The organism is Dokdonia sp. 4H-3-7-5 (assembly GCF_000212355.1).
GTDB lineage: Bacteria > Bacteroidota > Bacteroidia > Flavobacteriales > Flavobacteriaceae > Dokdonia.
On the sequence record NC_015496.1, the window covers coordinates 3,311,240 to 3,330,215 of the forward strand.

The window sequence follows — 18,976 nt, forward strand, 5'->3', positions numbered from 1 at the left end:
ACCTATGAGTAGTAAACCCATTTCAATTATCATTTGTTGTTTTATTTATTTTTTCAATTTATCTACACTTGCTCAAAAAAATGAAACAAAAGAATTTCCTAAGCTTAGTGATACTATAACTTCAAAAGGGGCGTATAATAGAAATCCTATAGGCGAATATAATGACGCATACTATCAGCTAGAAAGACTTAACGATAACATTGGGTTACCTCCAAATAAATTTAACTTTACTACACCTCAAGCTACACTTGAGCATTTTATATTGAGTTGTCGCGAAGAGAGATTTGAAGATGCTGCTTATGCTTTAAATCTCAATCTTTTTCCAAAAAACGTTACAAAGGAAGAAGCATCAATCCTAGCGGAAAAATTTTATTTTGTTATAAATCAAAGAATAGCTATTGACTGGGAAGGAATTTCAGATAGATTAGATGGTCAAGTTGACATCACTACATCAACCAATAAGAATATCTCTGGTACACCAAGACGAAGTGTAGTTTTTGGAGAAGTTGCCATAGAAAATAGAGATGTAGTACTACGACTTCAACGAGTCAAGCTTAAAGATTGGGGAGCATTCTGGATAATAAGCGCAAATACTGTTGAGAATATCGAACCGCTATATGCACTTTATGGCCCGAGAAAATTAGACAGAATAATGCCTAATTGGTCAAAAGTTGGTGTTTTAGGAATCCCTATTTGGAAAATTATTGGAACTATACTTTTAGCATTTTTAGGCTATATTCTTGGTTGTTTTATGTCTTTTATAACTAGAAAATTATTTCTCAGTTCAAACAAACCATTACTCAAGTCCATCGCGACAAAAATGGCTAAACCAGCAGGTATTGTAATAGGTGTAATTTTCTTTTACCTAACATTAACGTATCTAATTTCCTTTTCTGGAAGTATGGCAAGTACCGTTTATGCTATATTATTAATCATTGTCATTACCTCTATTGCTTGGTTTTTAATGAGTTTTATAGATTACATTTTTGCTTATGTTACAGAAAATCGATTGGGCGATTCATCACTAGAAGAAAACAAGCATGCCCGAATGATGATGACTTATATTTCTGTTGCAAGAAGAGTCTTGACAATAATTATAATAGTTGTGGCTATCACTGTAATTTTTTCGCAGTTTAGATCTCTGGAAAAACTAGGAATTTCCCTTCTGGCATCTGCTGGACTTATAACAATAATATTGGGTGTCGCAGCTCAAAATACTCTTGGAAATATTATCGCAGGAATACAGATTGCACTTACACAACCCGCAAGTATAGGAGATACTATCAATATTGAGGACGAGTGGGGTTATGTAGAAGATATTAGATTTACTTATATGGTAGTGCGAACTTGGGACTCAAGACGACTCATAATTCCATTAAAAGATGTTATTTCAAAACCTTTTGAAAATTGGTCTATGACCAATCCAAAACAGGTAAGACCAATTATCGTTTATGCAGATTATCGTATTGATGTGCAAAAAGTAAGAGAGAAGTTTGCTCAACTTTTGATAGATTCTGAAGATTGGGATGAAGAGCACGAGCCTACTGTACAGGTTACTGGTGTAACAGAAAAATCTATTGAAATAAGAGCACTTTGCAGTGCAAAAGATGCTTCTACTACATGGGATTTGCATTGTAAACTAAGAGAACAGCTAGTACAGTTTGTGGCTTCACTTAATAGTGGAGAATATCTAGCCAAACAGCGTCATCAGATTGAGAAAGATTAAGTTGATTAAAATTATAATCATTAATTACGCTTTCGCGAAAGCGTAACAAAACCCTGTTAAAAGCTACTTACATACAAACTTATATAAATGATTATTACAACTACAAATAGTATACAAGGCAGAGAGATCACGCAATACTTAGGTGTGATTACAGACTTCATCTATGCAAAGATTTACAATACTAAAGGACTCAGTTTTCGAGATTCACTTAATAGTGACAAGATTTATGAAAGTAGCGAAGAAGGTATAGATGCTGCCAAACAAGAAGTACTCAAGAAACTGGAGGCCAAAGCTACAGAAATGGGAGCTCACGCGATTGTGGGAGTTACAATGGATGTAGAAGTTATAAATCAAGGTCTTAAGTTGGGAATTTCGGCAATGGGGACTGCGGTTGCGTTAAAGTAGTGTCAAGGTAAAATGTGTCACATCAACTCTCAAGAATTACAACAGGCGCTATTTACTTGATTAGTGTCCAAGTGTAGCTGATGTTTCAAATCTTAAATATATCCCATTTAATATGATTTTAAGACGGCTGCTTTAACATATGGAGTACTTTCGCTCATACTAACCAACCAATTATATTTTGAAATTAAAGAGCTTTCTCCAGGGATTTGGCATTACTGCTGTTGTATTGACATTATTACCACTCATTGCTATAGATTACTGGTGGATACGCGTATTTGATTTTCCGCATGCGCAGCTTACGGGGCTTACATTTATTGCTATTCTTACCTACTTCATACGGTTTGATATAAAATATTACAAAGACTACCTCTTTGTAATTATTCTTATTTCCTGCTTTACATTTCAACTAGGCAAGATTTATGCCTACACGCCTTTTTCTTCGTATGAGGCAAAAGAAAGTACGATTACAGACGCTTCAAATACATTGAAAATTTACACAGCCAATGTTTTACAGAAGAATGAAGAGTACCAACTCTTACTCGACCAAATAGCCGAGAAAAATCCTGACATTGTACTGCTCATGGAGACTGACCAACTGTGGAAAAATGCCGTACACAAAACATTATCTGCAACTTACCCTTATAGTATGCTAGAACCTCTAGATAACACCTACGGGATGTTGCTATACTCTCGCTTACCTATGTCTCAAAACAAAATTAATCATCTTGTAGATAAAGAGATTCCATCTATGGAGGCGATTGTTACCTTGGAGAGCGGTAATCAATTTCAATTATTTGCCATCCACCCTACTCCACCTATGCCACAACATAATCCTATGAGCTCAGACAGAGATACAGAGATGATGACTACGGCACTGCGCGTTTATAAAAGAAAAATGCCAGTGATTGTCATGGGGGATTTTAATGATGTTGCATGGTCTGAAACTACTTCACTCTTTAGAAAAACAAGCACATTACTTGACCCTCGCATAGGTCGTGGTTTCTATAATACTTTTAATGCAAAAAATGTATTGATGAGGTGGCCACTTGACCATTTATTTACCTCAGAAGAGTTTAGAGTGAAAACTCTAGTGCGCACAAAAGATATCAAGTCTGACCATTTCCCGATGTATACAGAGCTTACTTTTGAACCAGCGAAAGCAAAAGAACAAAAAGCAAATAAACCATCTCAGGAAATTTTAGATAGAGCACAGTCACAATTAAAAGAACAGCATCTACTCAATATGGAAATCCCTACAATTATAGGCTCTTAAAGATTACCTATATTTATAGTCTAACTCACAATTCATGCGCTTTATTCTATTAATATGTATTTGTTCTATAGGTATTATTTCTTGCAACAATACGCCAGATGCAAAGACTGTAACTCTTAAAAATTATATTAGGCATCAAGAGGATACTATAGGTTTTGCTCAATATTCATGGCAAATGGATAGTATAATCAGTAGAATAGATGACGCTGATAAACTGCCAAATTCTGAAACCTACAAAGCCGTAATATGCCCACATGATGATTATGGATATGCCGGAGGTTTGTATTACAAAACGCTCTCTGGAATAAAAGCCAAAACAATTATTCTTGTGGGCGTAGCTCACAGAGCAAGAAATTTTGACTTACAAGATCGTATCATTTTTGGGAGTTATGATAGTTGGCAATCTCCGGATGGTCTCATTCCGGTAAGTAACCTAAGAGATAAACTGCTCACCAAACTTAATAAAGAAACATACGTTGTACATGATTCTATGATGCAGTTAGAGCATTCTCTAGAAGCTATAACCCCTTTTTTGAAACGTAAAAACCCTGCTTTAGAAATCATACCCATGCTCGTTCCTTACAATACGTTCCAAAATATGAAGTCCTTTTCTGATGACATAGGAAGTGGTATTGCTGCCCTTATGAAGAAAGAGAATCTTATATATGGTAAAGATATTGCTGTCGTGATTTCTAATGATGCTATACATTATGGCTCTGAAGGCTGGGGAGGCGGTAATCTTGCTCCCTTTGGCACAGACAATACAGGCACAGCTCAGGCTAGGCAGAAAGATCTTGATATTGTCAACGAGACACTCCAGGGAGAACTTACCATAAAAAGGGTTAAAAAGTTCAATGACATCACCATTATGGAGGATGATTATAAGGCTTATAAATGGACTTGGTGTGGAAGATATTCCACTCCTTTTGGCTTACTGCTTGCAAATCGCATAGAGAAACTTACGGCAACACCTAGTGAAGATGAACAATTTTCTAACCTTACTGGCACATTTATAGACTGGCGATCTAGTATACACAATCCCCATATTAAGGTTGATGATTTACACATGGGACACACCGCACAGGCAGATAGCACGCACTGGGTGGCTTATGTAGGTATGTCTTATCAATAGCTTTACAATTTCTCGATGATGTAATTTGCTTTGTGTTACGCTTTCGCGAAAACGTACCTATCATCAATACTATCTTTAACATTAATTGTAACTATTTTAACCCGAGCTTAATACATAAAGGTTCAGCTATCTTGTATATTACTGATTATGATATACTCAGATAAAATAGAAAACAAGAACAACGCTTTTTTAACAGAAACTATCGAATATCTAGAAAATAAGGGATTCGAAAATATTAAGGCAGATGCTGAAGGTTACGAGACTCCTATTTCTTTTAAGAGGCAGGAAACCGGCAACTCTCTTACTCCAGATATCGTAGCCGAAAAACGCGGTATTAAATACTTTTTTGAAGTAAGTTTAAAAAGTTCGAAACCAAAATTATTAAAATCTAAGTGGTTACTTCTAGATACATTAACTAGAATGAAAGATTACCGCTTTAGAATCATAACAACCAAAGGACATCTTAGCTTTACAAGAGATATGATTGCAGATACTAATCTCAACAAAGATTTCATTCGCATATAAATATCAATACAGTACAATCACTTAAAGGGTCTTGCTTATATAAGCAAGACCCTTTTTTATTAACATACTTTAATAGAACTATGGCAACTATTTAGCAGAAAAGAAATGTACATTGGAAAAAATATTTTCTGTGAATAAAAAATTACGCATTTTTAGTAAATCATTATCCTTATCTACGCTATCACTGCTATTTATAGCCTGCGCTGTCCATCGTGACAACTATAGAGATAAGGAAAATAGCATTTTTTTTGACTCCAATTCTAGAGAATACACGAGCATATTTTCTATAGCAAACGCTGGTGCAGCATTAAGTGGTCCAAACGACAAGCTGCTAGATGCGTTGACAGAGAATATTGTGTCATTTTCAAAGGAAGATGACTACCTCTTATTTTTAGGAGATAATGTACACAATAGTAATCTAGAGGATAGCCGAGTAGCTTCTCAACTTGATGCACAATTGTCATTATCTAAGTCTTTCAAAGGAACTTCCTTATTTCTCACTGGAGAACAAGAATGGAATGAGCGCGGTGTGGAAGGACTTGAAGATATTGAGACGTACATTGAAGACTTTTACAAGGAAGAAGACCACTTCTTACCTAAAAATGGTTGTCCGCTAGAGGTGATAAGCGTGAACGATGAGATAGAACTTATACTCATAAACTCACAATGGTATATTGAGGACTGGAGTAAAACGGATGGAATTAATGACAAATGCGAATTAAAAACGCGCACTCAATTTAATGCATTACTTGCTAGCGAAATGCGTAAAGCACGTCACAAAACAGTGCTTATTGCTATGCATCATCCTCTATACTCAAATGGAATATATGGAGGAGAAATCCCGTCAAGTGTAGTTTATAAGCCCACGTCAGAAAATGCATTTATACCACTTGCAGGGGCCTCATGGTCATTTTTAAGATCACAAGGAGGTCTATCAAAGCAAGACCGATATAATCCTCTTATGAACGAGTTAATGTCTACCATAGAACTAGCTGCGTTTGATGTTCCTAAAGTAATTATAGTTTCTGGTCATGAACGCTCTTTACAGTACATAGATCACGGAGCAATAAAACAAGTAATTTCGGGAACGGGAAGTAGTGTGAAACCTGCCCGTTTAAGCAAGAGAGGACTATTTACCTCAACAAAACCTGGATATACAGAAGTAAGAATTTATGAAGACAACTCGTCATCTGTTCACTTCTTTACTTTGCAAGACGGTGCGTTTAAAGAAGCCTTTAGCCAGAGAGCTTTTAAACAACCAGAACCTTATAACCTTGATTCACTTCCTACGGTATTTCCTAAAACGGTGAAGGCATCTGTGTATCCTGCAGAGGCTGTAAAGAAATCTGAGAAGTATGAAAAATTTTGGGGTAAACATTATCGATATGTATATGGAGTAGAAATTGAGGCACCCGTTGTACTACTCGATACCTTATATGGAGGACTTACTGTAGAAAGAGCCGGTGGTGGAAACCAGACTAATGGGTTACGTCTTGTAACAAAAGACGATAAAGAATATAATATGCGAGCCATTGCAAAAGACCCTATCGCCTTTCTAAAATCTGCTGGGTATAATGACCTTGATGCAGATGATTATTTTGCTGGCACTGTTCCAGCAACTATTATTCAAGATTTTTATACGGCTGCACATCCTTATGGTGCTTTTGCCATTCCAAGATTAGCTGGTGCGATAAAATTACCACATACACATCCTAAGTTATTCTATGTTCCAAAACAGAAAGCCCTAGGTGATTTTAATAAAGTACACGGTGATCAGTTATATATGATTGTAGAAAAACCTGATGGTGATTTTGATAAATCACATATGTTTAAATTTAGTAAAGAGGTAGAAAGTACTCAAGATCTTTTTAAAGAACTTAGAGAAGATGAGCAGCACAAACTAGATGAGAGAACCTATATAAGAGCTCGTATTTTTGATATGCTCATAGGTGACTGGGATAGACATGAAGATCAATGGCGCTGGGCACAAAACCAAGTTGACGAAGAGGAAGGTGTAACCATTTACAGTGCAGTACCTCGTGATCGAGATCAAGTCTTTGCAAAGTTTGACGGTGAGTTTTTAACTCGTATGCAAAGTATAATGAGTGGCATGAGACAATTTGGAAATTATGGTCCAGATATTCCTTACATAGAACAATTTAGCGAGAGTGCAATTAATCTAGACCGCTCTGTGGTTTTACGATCAAATAAGTCTGTATGGCTTGAAGAAGTCGCATACATCCAACAACATATTACACCAGACGTTATTTCAAAAGCATTTAGCGAAGCGCCAATGGAAATTCAAGATAACATATGGAAAGGTATTCAGGCAGATTTACTAGCTCGTAAGGATCGCCTAGATGATATCGTAGATAGATACTACAATCATTTCCTTAAATTTCAAGTATTAAAAGGAACAGATAAAGACGACCATTTTGACATCACAAATCTTGATAATGGTGATGTGCACATAATGGGATATAGAATAAAAGATGGTGAAAAAGGCGCATTACTTTTTGACCGCACATTTTCATCAGAAACCACAAATGATATCTGGATTTATGGTCTTGATGACAAAGATATCTTTAATGTTCAAGGATTATTAAAAAGTCCTATAAATATAGTCTTATCAGGAGGACTGGATAATGATAGTTATACTATTGAAGGAGGAAAAAATGTCACGCTCTATGACCAAAAATCTTCCAAAAATAATATCATAAATAAAGGAAAGGCAACTAGGCACATAGATGACATTTATGAGAATCGCATTTTTGATACAGAGCGTAGACCAGATAACGCAGGTAGCTTTGCACTTCAAACCTCTTATAACCCTGACGAAGGAATTACTCCAAGTTTTAAATTCAGTAAATCTACAATAGGCTTTGAAGGGAATCCGTTTACAACAAAATTTGAATTAGATGCGCGCTATATTTCTCTTACGCAAGCCGCAGATGTAAGAATAGCTTGGCATAAAGCACACCTCTTCCACGATTGGAATTTTAAAGTTTTTGGACGAGCGACTACAGCAAATTTTACAGAGAACTTTTTTGGCTTAGGAAATAGTAGCACTAATGAGAGCAGATCATTTGATGATAATCGTATTAATACGCAATATCTTATGGGTGGTGTTGGTCTATATTACAACGGAGAGTATGGGACTAGCACAGGAGTAAACATCACTTATGAAAATATAGATACAGTATTCAATAATGAGCCCTTAATAACAGCTGTGCAATATTTAGGAGTGAGTGGTTATTACAACTATCACAGTATAGATAATGAGCACTTTCCCACTCGCGGTATGGAAGTATCATTAAAAGGAGGATTCCTTGATGAGCTTACAAATACAAATACTGTTGGGATTATAGATCCGAGCATAAGTTTATGGAATGCCATTGATAGATCAAGAAATCTTGTAATTAAAACAACTGTGACGAGTCAGCTACGTTTTGGAGATAAAATACCTTTTTACAAAGCGGCAACCTTAGGAGCAAATAATGGATTGAGATCTTACAGACAAAGCCGTTTTATTGGCCAGCAATCCCTAGCAGGCTCGGTAGATATAGCATACTTATTTAAGCCTATAAAAACAGCTTTCTTTCCAATAAGAATTGACACCTATGCTGGATATGATACTGGAGGAGTGTGGAGCGAACTCAATGAAAGCAACACGCTACACTATAGCTATGGTGGCGGTCTCAATGTATCTACTGCTGGAGCACTAAAGGGAACTTTAAGCTATTTTAATGGACCAGAAGGTGGGCGATTGGGCTTTGGAATCTCACTAGGATTATAATTGACTAACAGTTTTAAAATTACGCTTTCGCGAAAGCGTAAATAAAAATTTACCCATTAGTAAAGGATCAAATCTTAGTCTTGCACTAGCTACAAGTTGAAAATATTACGCATAAAAAAAGCTCCCTGTTTGGGAGCTTATTTTTTATACATAATAACGAGATGGTAAAGTCTTGCTATGAAATATTATTACAGTCTCACACCGAATCTAAAGTCAATTCTTACTCCATCTTCTCCAGCAAAGGCACCTAATTGACCTGAAACAGTATCTATCATATTCAACCAGAAACCTCCACCGAAATCATTGTGCCACTTCTCACTATCTTCTCCATCAAGCCATACACGACCTACATCTCCTCCACCAAAAACACCTATTTGGATAGGAATTAATCCTGTAGAAAATCTATTAAAACTATATCTCAAATCTGCTGAACCAGCTAGTGCTGATTCTCCTGTAAATCTATTGAATCTATATCCTCTCAAACCAGAATTTGCACCTAAAGATGCGGCCTGATAGAACTCATAGTCATCACCTATACGCACTTGAGCTTGCACAAGTGTTTTAAGGACTAACTTTCTGTTTTTAGATAGTGCATTGTAGAACCCTAATTTAGGATTTACATATGCATACATTCTACTACCATCGCTTATGTTGCGCTTTGCACCTATTACTGTTGCAAAATCCATTCCTCTCGTAGGATTAGCTTGGTTATCTGCACTTACATAAGTATAAGCTCCTTCTACACCTATAAAAGATTGCCCTCCAAAGAAATTACTGCGATCTGGTGTAAATAAGCTAGCGTCATCAATCACTCGGCCACCTGTAGGTTCGATTTCAATACGCTCATAATTAAATACAAATCGCAATCTACTACCAAAGGTGTTGTCACTCTCTACTCCTATATGTGCGCCTACTTCTCCATTACGAACTCTGTTGAAGTCTAAACCTAAATCATCATCGTTATTTACAGTCTCGTTACCAAAACCAAAGAAGTTACGAGAAAAAGCTTCGTTTGTAAACTTACCTCCTACTATCAAGTTCCACTGTCCAAATGCGTTTGCAAAATTTCCTTCATATTTTAAACTTAGGGACTCCGTAGCAAATGAATAAGTTCCATTTAGCGTATGCTTACTACTAAATGGATCATTCTTAAAACCATTTGTAGTAAACACATCATTTATTCCTATCAAGAAACCATCGTCAGGATTAAAACCTATAGCTGGTAAAATGTTATTTGCATAACTCTTTTTCTTTAAAGGGTCATAGGTATTAAACGTATAGATATTTGACATCTTGAAACTGGCACCTCCTTTTTCTTTAATAGTGTTGGGTAAAGTTTTGTGCTCGTATATTTTAAGACGGCGACCATCTTTAATTTCATAGATATCATTGTTTTGTCCTCCTACAATTTTCATTCTTATAGGCGACTTTCCTTCTCCACTTACTTTAAAGCTATCATCATCATCAAGACCATAAATCCATATCTCACCGGTCTCATCGGCGTTAATTACGCGATCTACAAAAGGTGTTTCAATTTCTCCACCTTTAATTCTTGAGATTTGAACTCTAGTCTCCTTATCATTACGAGTAATTTCAAAATGATCATCCTTATCTGTTCCAGTAAGTACTACCAGCGAAGCCAGATAATCATAATATTCACCTGCGATGTCAACAATGTTGCCTCTACGTTCTTTAAGGCTTTTCTTAATTTCATCTACACCTACGTCTTGCACTTCGAGAGGTAGTTTTGTAAATGCTCTAGCGATATCTTCATCACTAAGATTATCTTGTATATACTGAGCTTGTGCTATCCAATCCTTCTTTACAGAGTTCTTGGTAAGCGCTCTATCCATCTTAATACCTGCCTCGTTGATCCACTTCACGTTTTCAAGATCTCCATCGTAATTTTGGAATTGTCTAGATGCGGGGATTAAAGTTTTAAGTAAGCCTAAAATAGCACCATCAAACTTTGAAAATACCTGATCTCTATCTCTTGGGATAGGTTTATATATTTTCTTTCCATCACTATCAAAACGTGCCCACCTCCACTGGTCTGCATGACGGTCCCAGTCTCCTATAAGCATGTCAAAAATACGTGCTCGTAAATAAGAGTCTTCATCTACTTGATACTTCTCATCTTTACGTAGGTTTTCATAGAGATCATCTGTACTGTCAATACTATCAGGGTTTCCAAAAGATGGTACATCTAGAAAATCTTCGTCTGGGCGTTCTTCTATAATATATAATTCATTACCGTAATCTGCATTATACTTACCTAATGCATCATGTTTTGGAACATAAATTAAGCTAGGATTTGTGTGATAAATACCCACTGCATCAGAGAGCTCTGCCACCGCAAGGGAAGCATATGGATGTGCAGATGTATAAAAATCTAATATTAAATCCTCTGTAAATGTATCTCTGAATTCTTCTTGAACAAAAACCTCTTTAAAAGCAACACTTTGCAAGAACTGCACGGCGCTTTTTCTCACTGCTCTTAAATTATAAGCTCTTCCGTCTTTATCTTTTAATCGTAATGATCTTGTCTGGTGACCACCACCCTTACGGTCAACTGTAAATCCGCCCATGAGTGTATCTAGCGTAGCAACTTTAGCCGTTACTGGAGTTCCGTAAACAGCTCTATAATGATCTCCCCATAGTGACTCATGTACATCTGACACATCTGTATTATTCTGAGCATACACCGTAGCCATTACAGTCTCTGGATATATTTCTGGTAGCGAATCTAAATTTACTTCCTTACGAGGTGCAAAAACCTCTTTTGTGTATAGTAACGTAGGTTCTCCTTGATTTGCCGCATAAAATCTTACAGATGAAGATTCATCTTCATATATGTCTAAAATAGCAAATCCTTGACCTCCGTAAGAAAACAAACCATCGTCTCCTAAAGCTGCGGCACTGTTCTTTGCTCCTGCTCCACTCACAATCTGTTTTATACCATCATGCTCTATATATTGGATACTATGCTCGTGACCTGATGCAAAAATCACTTTATCTGTATCTCTCGCAAGTACAGAGATGCGTTGCATTAACTCATTATATTGCTTGTTATAGCGATCTTGAATTGACACTCCACCTTGTGATCTTACTTGAGTGACAAGAGAGGCAAGTACTGGAAGCGGCAGATTGCTTTGTGTAGGATATAACTGCTTTCTTATACCATATTTACCACCATGAATCCCATTTGTATACATAGGGTGGTGCATTGCTACAAGTATTGTCTTTTCGTTATTCTTTTTGAACTCATTTTCTATTTCTAAAAATAAATCAGTTCTATTTCTAATATCGCAATTATCATTTATTGTAGGATGCTTGTCCCAGTCTTCTAGATACCACTGCGTGTCAATGATCATTAATTCCACAGAGTCGCTTATGCTTTTCATTTCAATAGGACATCCATTTTCAGGTTGAAATGCTTCCTTATCATCTAGCGCATCTTCTATATATTTTTCTTGACGCTTTACACCTTCAACACCATCTGCGTACCAGTCATGATTTCCAGGAATAAAAAAAGTTTTTCCCTTAAAGTTTTCGACTGCCGCTACTTGAATATTTAATCTGCGCTCAGCTTCGGCTCTTTCTGGATTATTCTTTGATGGAAGTCCAGCATCATAAATATTATCACCTAAAAAGATTGCATAGTCATTTTCTGTTTGCGCTGTGTCTATCACTTTCTTAAACGCATCAAGGGCATAAGTACTACCACCATCTTTATCTCCTCCTGCATCTCCTATGAGGTAGAAGGTTTTATGAATACGCTTTCGCGAAAGCGAACTGTTATCAAAACGAGAAGGCTCGCTTGACTCATCTGCATATTTAGGCGAATAAGTCGCACAACTACTAAGTAAAATGGCTACTGAGAAGTTAAGAAAACGGTAATATTTGTTCATGTCCTTGTTTTTAATGTACATTAGAGGTCTAACAGGCTTATAGTAACTATGACTGAACTACTAGAAAAGACAGATAGATTTATTTCTGAACTATTTGATAATGAACTACCTAAGACATGTATATATCATAACTATGTCCATACCAAACGAGTACTTAAAAGTACCCAAGAAATAATTGATAATAGTGAAGAAAGTCTTAAAGATGAAGAAAAGCTCATCTTACAGCTTAGCGCACTACTACATGACATAGGGTATGTAGATGGAACCGAAAATCATGAAGCACGCAGTGCCGAAATGGCTGAAACGTTTTTGAAAGAACAGGGCGTTGAGGCTACTATTATAGAAGAGGTGAAAAAAGTGATTCTTGCCACAGACATGCGCGTAGAACCACAAACATACCTAGAACAAGTTTTAAGAGACGCAGATGCTTCACATTTTGCCAAGGATTATTTTCCTGAGGCTAGTGAGTATTTACGTCAAGAATTAAAAATAAAAGGTATTAAAGAGTTTACCACGGAGGAGTGGAATAAGGCAAATATTGAGATGTTCACCATAAAACATCGCTATTATACGCACTATGCCCAAGAAAACTGGAAACCGAAAAAAGATAATAACCTAAACGATCTCACCAAAGCAAGAAAGAAAGCTAAAAAGGCACGTAAAAAGGAAAAACTAAAAGTACAACTTAAAGATGCTAGCCCAGAAAAAGGAATCCAGTCTATGTATCGCATCGCGCTACGCAACCATATTAAATTAAGTGATATTGCAGATACTAAGGCAAACATATTGCTTTCTGTAAATGCGATTGTGATTTCTCTTGCTCTTGCAAACCTGATCCCAAAACTAGAGTCTCCTAGTAATGCTCACCTTATATATCCAACGGCGGTATTTGTACTTTTTGCCATGATATCGATGATTATGTCAATTATTGCTACACGACCTAATGTAACAAGGGGTGAGTTTGACAGAGAAGATGTAAAATTGAAAAAGGTGAACCTATTATTTTTTGGTAATTTTCATAAAATGAAACTTGAAGATTATGAATGGGCTATAGGAGAAATGCTTCAAGACAAAGATTATATCTACTCTGCCCTTACTAAAGATTTATATTTTCTAGGAGTTGTACTCGACAGAAAATATAAGCTCTTAAGAATAACCTATAATATTTTTATGGTGGGTATCATTATATCTGTACTAACGTTTGCTGTGTTCTTTGCTTACAGAGATCAAGCAGTAGAAGTCATGGAGGACGTAGAAAGCCTCACTAATATGGTGACAACACTATTATAAAAAGCAAAACGGGTTCTTTACAGAACCCGTTTTTTTATGCTTTCTTAATTTTTTATTTCCTCAATGAGATCTTCATAGGTGTAAAATTCTTTTGTCTCTTTACCTATTACTTTTTTATATAATACATTCACACGAATAGCCTTTAATCCGGTAACAGCTTGTAAGTCTTCTAGCTCAAGAATTTCTACTTCATTACCTAAGTGATTCTTTAACTGTAAGAAGTTAATGTATCTGAGATACTCTTGCTCATCTGCTTCTTGTGAGTAGACTATAGTGATTTTTCCAGCTTGTGTTATACGTTCTGTAGTTCCTTTTATGAAAGCCTTATCTACACGCTTCTTTACAACTTCATAACGAGCGTTATAAGTTCCATCTACATCAAACCTCTTCTCATCCATACGATATCGCACAGATAATGAAGTATTAAACACTAATATCATAGAAGCCACCTCAAGTGGGTGATCCATTTTTTGCGCAAGCGAAAAGTGCTCATTCTCCATTTCGCACATTACCTGAAGCTGCCATAAACGTAAGTTATAAAGATAAATCTTATTAAAGCTATTATGCTTTGTTATAGACTCACCTACATACATATTGTGCTCTACCCCATCGGTTTTAAAGAGTTCAAAAAAGTGAGGATACATCATTTGCGCCTCCTTTTGTTTGCGCTGTAGTACAGACGCTAGACGTTTATTTAATAACATTACAGACTCATCATAAAACTTACGATGTCGATACACAAGGCCAAGACTATCTTCGATCTGACTTCTATATGCAGTAATTAATTCATTGAGTTCATCACTCTTTTCTAGTAAGTGAGTAAATAACGGTCTGATATTTTCACTCAAGAATTTTAATATCTTTCGTTCACTATCTACCTCTAATTTTTCTTGTGTCCTTTCTAAAAAATCATTTAGATTAAAAATAAGCTGCTCATATATAGGTAGACTTTCATTAGTCTTAGCCGCCTCTAAAATGGCGATGGCATTGTGAAGTTGTAATAAAATATCTTTTTGTGTCGCAGCATTACGAGACTCTGAAGATCCTTTAATATCAATCTGTCCAAATAACGGATAAACATCTTTAAATACAACATCCCTATATTGAACGTTGTTATCCCCTTCTATCTGCAATCTTAAATATCGTTTTGCTTCCTTTTCAAATTTCCAGTACACACTTTTATGAATAGATGTACATTCATTTTGAATAATTAGGTCTATTTCATTTTCTTGTTGCTCCTTGTTACGTAATACAGCATCAATAAGATACGGCATTATGTCTGCAAGCTTATTTGCATTTATACTATTAAGCGCTCCTTTATTAGGGGAGGCTAGCTCTAGAATACCTAATAAAACACCTTTGTGACGTATTGGGGCTAGAATAACACTTTTTATCCCCTGGTCATAAAGATTTTGATACATCTTTATACTCTTATCGCTTTTGTGATGTTTTGCAATATCTGAAACCGCAAAGTAGTCTCCAGTATTAAATACAGCATCATAAGACCCTTTACAAAGTATCGTATTACACGACGCTTCTGTATCTCCATATAATAGATAACTACTTATATCCTTAAATGGCACAAGCTCAAAGGCCTCGTCTTCCTTATTATAATTAGAAAAACCTATTTGTAATTCTGGAAGATCAAAAATGGCTTGAAAAATTCTATGGAAGTCATGTGTAAAGTTTATGTCCTCATCTTCATAACGAAGTAAGCCAGACTTAAAATCTGATATTGAAACTTCAGTAGTGGCATCATATAAATTTGCTATCACAAAGCCTTTGAAAATATAACTGTGCGGAGGAAATTTTTCTTTCCACATCTCTATATTATCAAAATTATCTAGCAGTACGTTTACTTCTTCTTCTGTTATTTGAGGTGTTCCTTCCTTACGTTCTATATCTATATAATCCCCATTATAGAGCATTCTATAAAAACGTGTCATACCCAAACCATCAGGAATTTCATAGTAAAATGGACGTCTAAAGTCTATTTTAAAACCATAATACTGCATTAGGATAATGCTACATCCCATGAGGTAGTAATGGTCTGCATTAAAATTCTTTATCTCTGGAATAAAATTATCACCTGCATTGAGAAGTATATTATCATACCTCTGCGTAGATTGTAGCACAGCCTCTTGAAAAGGCATAGATGCAATTTTTATTTCATTCTGCTGCAGTACTTCTGGAAATAGCTCACTAAGAAGATCATCAATTTGATTCTTATAGCTCCCTATAGTCTCTAGATTATTTATTCCTGATTCTAATTCTGGATAGTCAGAAATAATTTCCATTATTTCTGTTGCACGTCTTTTTAATCTTAAATTATCTGAAGTAAGATTGTTTTTATAATGACTCACTAATTTCCCTACACTAAAATGTAATTCTAGTGGAAACTCTTGATCTTTAAAATGTACTCCGCTTTTCATAAAATGGGTCTTCAAAACTCCTCTTCTCTTCTTTATTAATAACTGTAAACCTTATTTTTGTTATTATAAAAATATGATCTCATGAAACAATTACTAATTCTTGTAATTTTATTCTCTTTATTCTCCTGTGGAGATAATAATAGTACTCCTATAAAAGGTACCGCTGCTGGTATGGCTGATGGTACGTCACTTATCTTAGAGGAATTAGGGCCTAATAATAAACGTATTCCTTTAGACACTGCCGTTGTAAATGCTGGTAAATTCACTTTTACAAAAGCTATAACAGAAGGAACTGGTTTATTAATACTAAGTGAAGCTACAGCTACTAGCCAACTTTTGCTAGTAAAAGATGAGCAACCACTTACTCTAACTCTGTACAAAGATAGCTTATCTAGCTCTTTAGTCACAGGTAGTATAGAAAATGAGTTGTTTAATAATTACCGTATGACTGCTATGCAGACTAATAAAAAGAGACAAAAGCTCATTCAAGAGATGCAAAAGGCACAGAGAGAAACAGATGGAATTAAGGTAAACATTATCCGTGACCAAATAGCAGCCATGGACACGCAATTTATTACCGATAAAAAAGCAGTAGTTGAGAAAAATACTGACAAAATGGTCTCCGTAATCGCACTATCTGACTTAATAAATGAGAAAGTCTTGAAAATTGAAGAGTCCGAAGCATATTATAATAGTCTTTCTGAGGATATTCAAAACTCTACTGTGGGAGAAAGTGTAGAAAACTATATCGCACAACTCAAGTCACAACGTATCGCTAGCGGACTTGCCAGTATAGGAAATAAAGCTCCTGAGTTTAGCGCAAAAACTCCAGAAGGTAAAGAACTTTCACTCTCAGAGACTTTAGGTAAATACACCATCATTGACTTTTGGGCTTCATGGTGTCGCCCTTGTCGCATGGAAAATCCTAATGTTGTAAATGTGTATAATCAATATCATGATAAAGGTCTTAACATCATTAGTGTATCACTTGATAGACCAGATCAAAAAGAAAGATGGCTACAAGCTATAAAAAAAGATAAAATGGATTGGTACCATGTCTCAAACCTACAGTTTTGGCAAGATCCTATCCCTAGAAGTTATGGGGTAAGAGCAATTCCTGCAACATTTTTACTTGATGAAAATGGCGTTATTATAGCAAAAGATCTAAGAGGTCCTGCACTAGGAGCAAAAATGAAAGAGCTACTAGGGGAAATATAGCACTTTAAATCACAAACTATTCTAAAAAAGCATCGCTCCTATCGTGATGCTTTTTTACATTTACTATAATGATACTACTACTCTTCTCAATATTTATCATAGGGCCACTACTACCCTTGCTTCCTGCTACGCATTGGAGCATTCGCTTTTTTGATTTTGTAAGAATACAGACAGTAGTTGTACAGCTACTTTTATTAGGAGTTGCCTTCATATTTTGGGATGTCTTCACGGTCACGCATATTATTTTTGTAGGTTTGATGATAGCCGTTATTATATTTCAATTATGGCTTATAAGACCCTACACACCTTTCTATCATAGGCGTAAACCTCAGGCAGAGTTCCACAAAGAACAGCTCACTCTTGTGACCGCAAATGTATTACAGACCAACACGAACTACGATAAATTTATAACTATCATAAAGGAGAGCAATCCTCATATATTTATCACCATGGAGTCTGATCAAAAGTGGGATAAAGAAATATCTAAAGCTTTTCCAGAGTATACTCACACCGTAAAAGCTACACTAGATAATTTTTATGGAATGCATGTGTACTCAAAAATCCCCTTTCAATCATCAGAGATAAAATATCTTATAGAAGAGGATATTCCATCCATACACTGCGAGATAATGTATGCAGATCAGCCCTTTAATCTTATAGCAATACACCCTGCTCCTCCTAGTCCATCAGAAAACGAAACTTCAAAAGAACGTGATGCCGAGTTGATGCTCGTAGGTAAGCAATGTAGAGAGTCTAAGGACGCAACCGTAGTTTGCGGCGATCTCAATGATGTGGTGTGGTCTAAGACTTCTAGACTTTTTAGCAAAATCACAGGGTATCTAGATCCGCGCGTAGGTCGTGGTCTCTATCCGTCCTTTCATGCAAATTATTGGTTACTCAGATTCCCTCTTGACCATTTATTTTACTCAAAAGATCTTCATGTAACAAACATGAAGCGACTAGCTTATTTTGGGTCAGATCATTTTGCTATGTACTATAACATAGCATTTCCTATGGTAAATATTGATGTTGCAAATCCTAAAATTACTACAGAGGACAAGGAAAATATTCAGGAGATAATAGGCGATGGGATTCTTTCGGCTAGCGCTTCACAGAATCATTAAGCGAGGATTATTGTTTTTTCACGCTTTCGCGAAAGCGTAACATTCTCATATAACTTCTTAATATTTACTCAAAAAATCTTACTCCATGCGTTAATGATGGTTAAAGCCTTTGTGCACAATAGCAAGCAGAAGTAAATTTAAATC

The 18,976-nt window shown here is 35.9% G+C and carries 11 protein-coding genes; 9 read left to right on the top strand and 2 right to left on the bottom strand.

The genetic code is table 11. The annotated features are described in order from the left end of the window. Positions 1–4 precede the first annotated feature (4 nt). The 6 genes from KRODI_RS14680 (at position 5) to KRODI_RS14705 (ending at position 8,857) form a co-directional block, all read left to right on the top strand. On the top strand, positions 5–1,726 hold the full coding sequence (locus KRODI_RS14680) for a mechanosensitive ion channel family protein (protein WP_013752412.1): 1,722 nt from the start codon (positions 5–7) through the stop codon (positions 1,724–1,726). Between the two features lie 87 nt (positions 1,727–1,813). Further along, positions 1,814–2,131, top strand: a complete 318-nt coding sequence (locus KRODI_RS14685) for a YbjQ family protein (RefSeq protein WP_013752413.1) — start codon at positions 1,814–1,816, stop codon at positions 2,129–2,131. 178 nt (positions 2,132–2,309) lie between these two features. Further along, positions 2,310–3,404, top strand: a complete 1,095-nt coding sequence (locus KRODI_RS14690; protein ID WP_013752414.1) for an endonuclease/exonuclease/phosphatase family protein — start codon at positions 2,310–2,312, stop codon at positions 3,402–3,404. A 34-nt stretch (positions 3,405–3,438) separates the two neighbouring features. Next, positions 3,439–4,536, top strand: a complete 1,098-nt coding sequence (amrB, locus tag KRODI_RS14695) for an AmmeMemoRadiSam system protein B (protein WP_013752415.1) — start codon at positions 3,439–3,441, stop codon at positions 4,534–4,536. 147 nt (positions 4,537–4,683) lie between these two features. Next, complete coding sequence (locus KRODI_RS14700) at positions 4,684–5,061, top strand: hypothetical protein (protein ID WP_013752416.1); 378 nt, start codon at positions 4,684–4,686, stop codon at positions 5,059–5,061. Between the two features lie 130 nt (positions 5,062–5,191). Continuing rightward, positions 5,192–8,857: a hypothetical protein gene (locus KRODI_RS14705; protein WP_013752417.1), complete on the top strand. Its 3,666-nt coding sequence runs from the start codon at positions 5,192–5,194 to the stop codon at positions 8,855–8,857. A gap of 188 nt (positions 8,858–9,045) precedes the next feature. Here the strand turns inward: KRODI_RS14705 and KRODI_RS14710 are convergent, their stop codons facing one another. Continuing rightward, the gene (locus tag KRODI_RS14710) at positions 9,046–12,768 is read right to left on the bottom strand and encodes a metallophosphoesterase (protein WP_013752418.1); all 3,723 of its coding nucleotides are present in this window, start codon (positions 12,766–12,768) and stop codon (positions 9,046–9,048) included. A gap of 48 nt (positions 12,769–12,816) precedes the next feature. On the opposite strand from KRODI_RS14710, the gene KRODI_RS14715 reads away from it, so the two are divergent. Further along, the gene (locus tag KRODI_RS14715; protein WP_013752419.1) at positions 12,817–14,058 is read left to right on the top strand and encodes a Pycsar system effector family protein; all 1,242 of its coding nucleotides are present in this window, start codon (positions 12,817–12,819) and stop codon (positions 14,056–14,058) included. A 44-nt stretch (positions 14,059–14,102) separates the two neighbouring features. On the opposite strand, the gene KRODI_RS14720 is transcribed toward KRODI_RS14715, so the two are convergent. Then, positions 14,103–16,490 (bottom strand): GAF domain-containing protein, encoded by a 2,388-nt coding sequence (locus tag KRODI_RS14720; RefSeq protein WP_013752420.1) that lies wholly within the window; start codon positions 16,488–16,490, stop codon positions 14,103–14,105. An 81-nt stretch (positions 16,491–16,571) separates the two neighbouring features. Here KRODI_RS14720 and KRODI_RS14725 point away from each other — a divergent pair, with 81 nt between their 5' ends. Both KRODI_RS14725 and KRODI_RS14730 read left to right on the top strand, forming a co-directional pair. Beyond that, positions 16,572–17,708, top strand: coding sequence for a TlpA disulfide reductase family protein (locus KRODI_RS14725; protein WP_013752421.1), 1,137 nt, complete (start codon positions 16,572–16,574; stop codon positions 17,706–17,708). Between the two features lie 68 nt (positions 17,709–17,776). Then, positions 17,777–18,832, top strand: coding sequence for an endonuclease/exonuclease/phosphatase family protein (locus tag KRODI_RS14730; protein WP_013752422.1), 1,056 nt, complete (start codon positions 17,777–17,779; stop codon positions 18,830–18,832). The last annotated feature ends 144 nt before the right edge of the window (positions 18,833–18,976 follow it).

Bases quoted from the DNA above. Each gene is read 5' to 3' on its own strand.
- KRODI_RS14725 (WP_013752421.1), top strand. From the start codon at position 16,572: ATGAAACAATTACTAATTCTTGTAATTTTATTCTCTTTATTCTCCTGT.
- KRODI_RS14685 (WP_013752413.1), top strand. From the start codon at position 1,814: ATGATTATTACAACTACAAATAGTATACAAGGCAGAGAGATCACGCAA.
- amrB (WP_013752415.1), top strand. From the start codon at position 3,439: ATGCGCTTTATTCTATTAATATGTATTTGTTCTATAGGTATTATTTCT.
- KRODI_RS14700 (WP_013752416.1), top strand. From the start codon at position 4,684: ATGATATACTCAGATAAAATAGAAAACAAGAACAACGCTTTTTTAACA.
- KRODI_RS14715 (WP_013752419.1), top strand. From the start codon at position 12,817: ATGACTGAACTACTAGAAAAGACAGATAGATTTATTTCTGAACTATTT.
- KRODI_RS14720 (WP_013752420.1), bottom strand. From the start codon at position 16,490: ATGAAAAGCGGAGTACATTTTAAAGATCAAGAGTTTCCACTAGAATTA.
- KRODI_RS14680 (WP_013752412.1), top strand. From the start codon at position 5: ATGAGTAGTAAACCCATTTCAATTATCATTTGTTGTTTTATTTATTTT.
- KRODI_RS14730 (WP_013752422.1), top strand. From the start codon at position 17,777: ATGATACTACTACTCTTCTCAATATTTATCATAGGGCCACTACTACCC.
- KRODI_RS14710 (WP_013752418.1), bottom strand. From the start codon at position 12,768: ATGAACAAATATTACCGTTTTCTTAACTTCTCAGTAGCCATTTTACTT.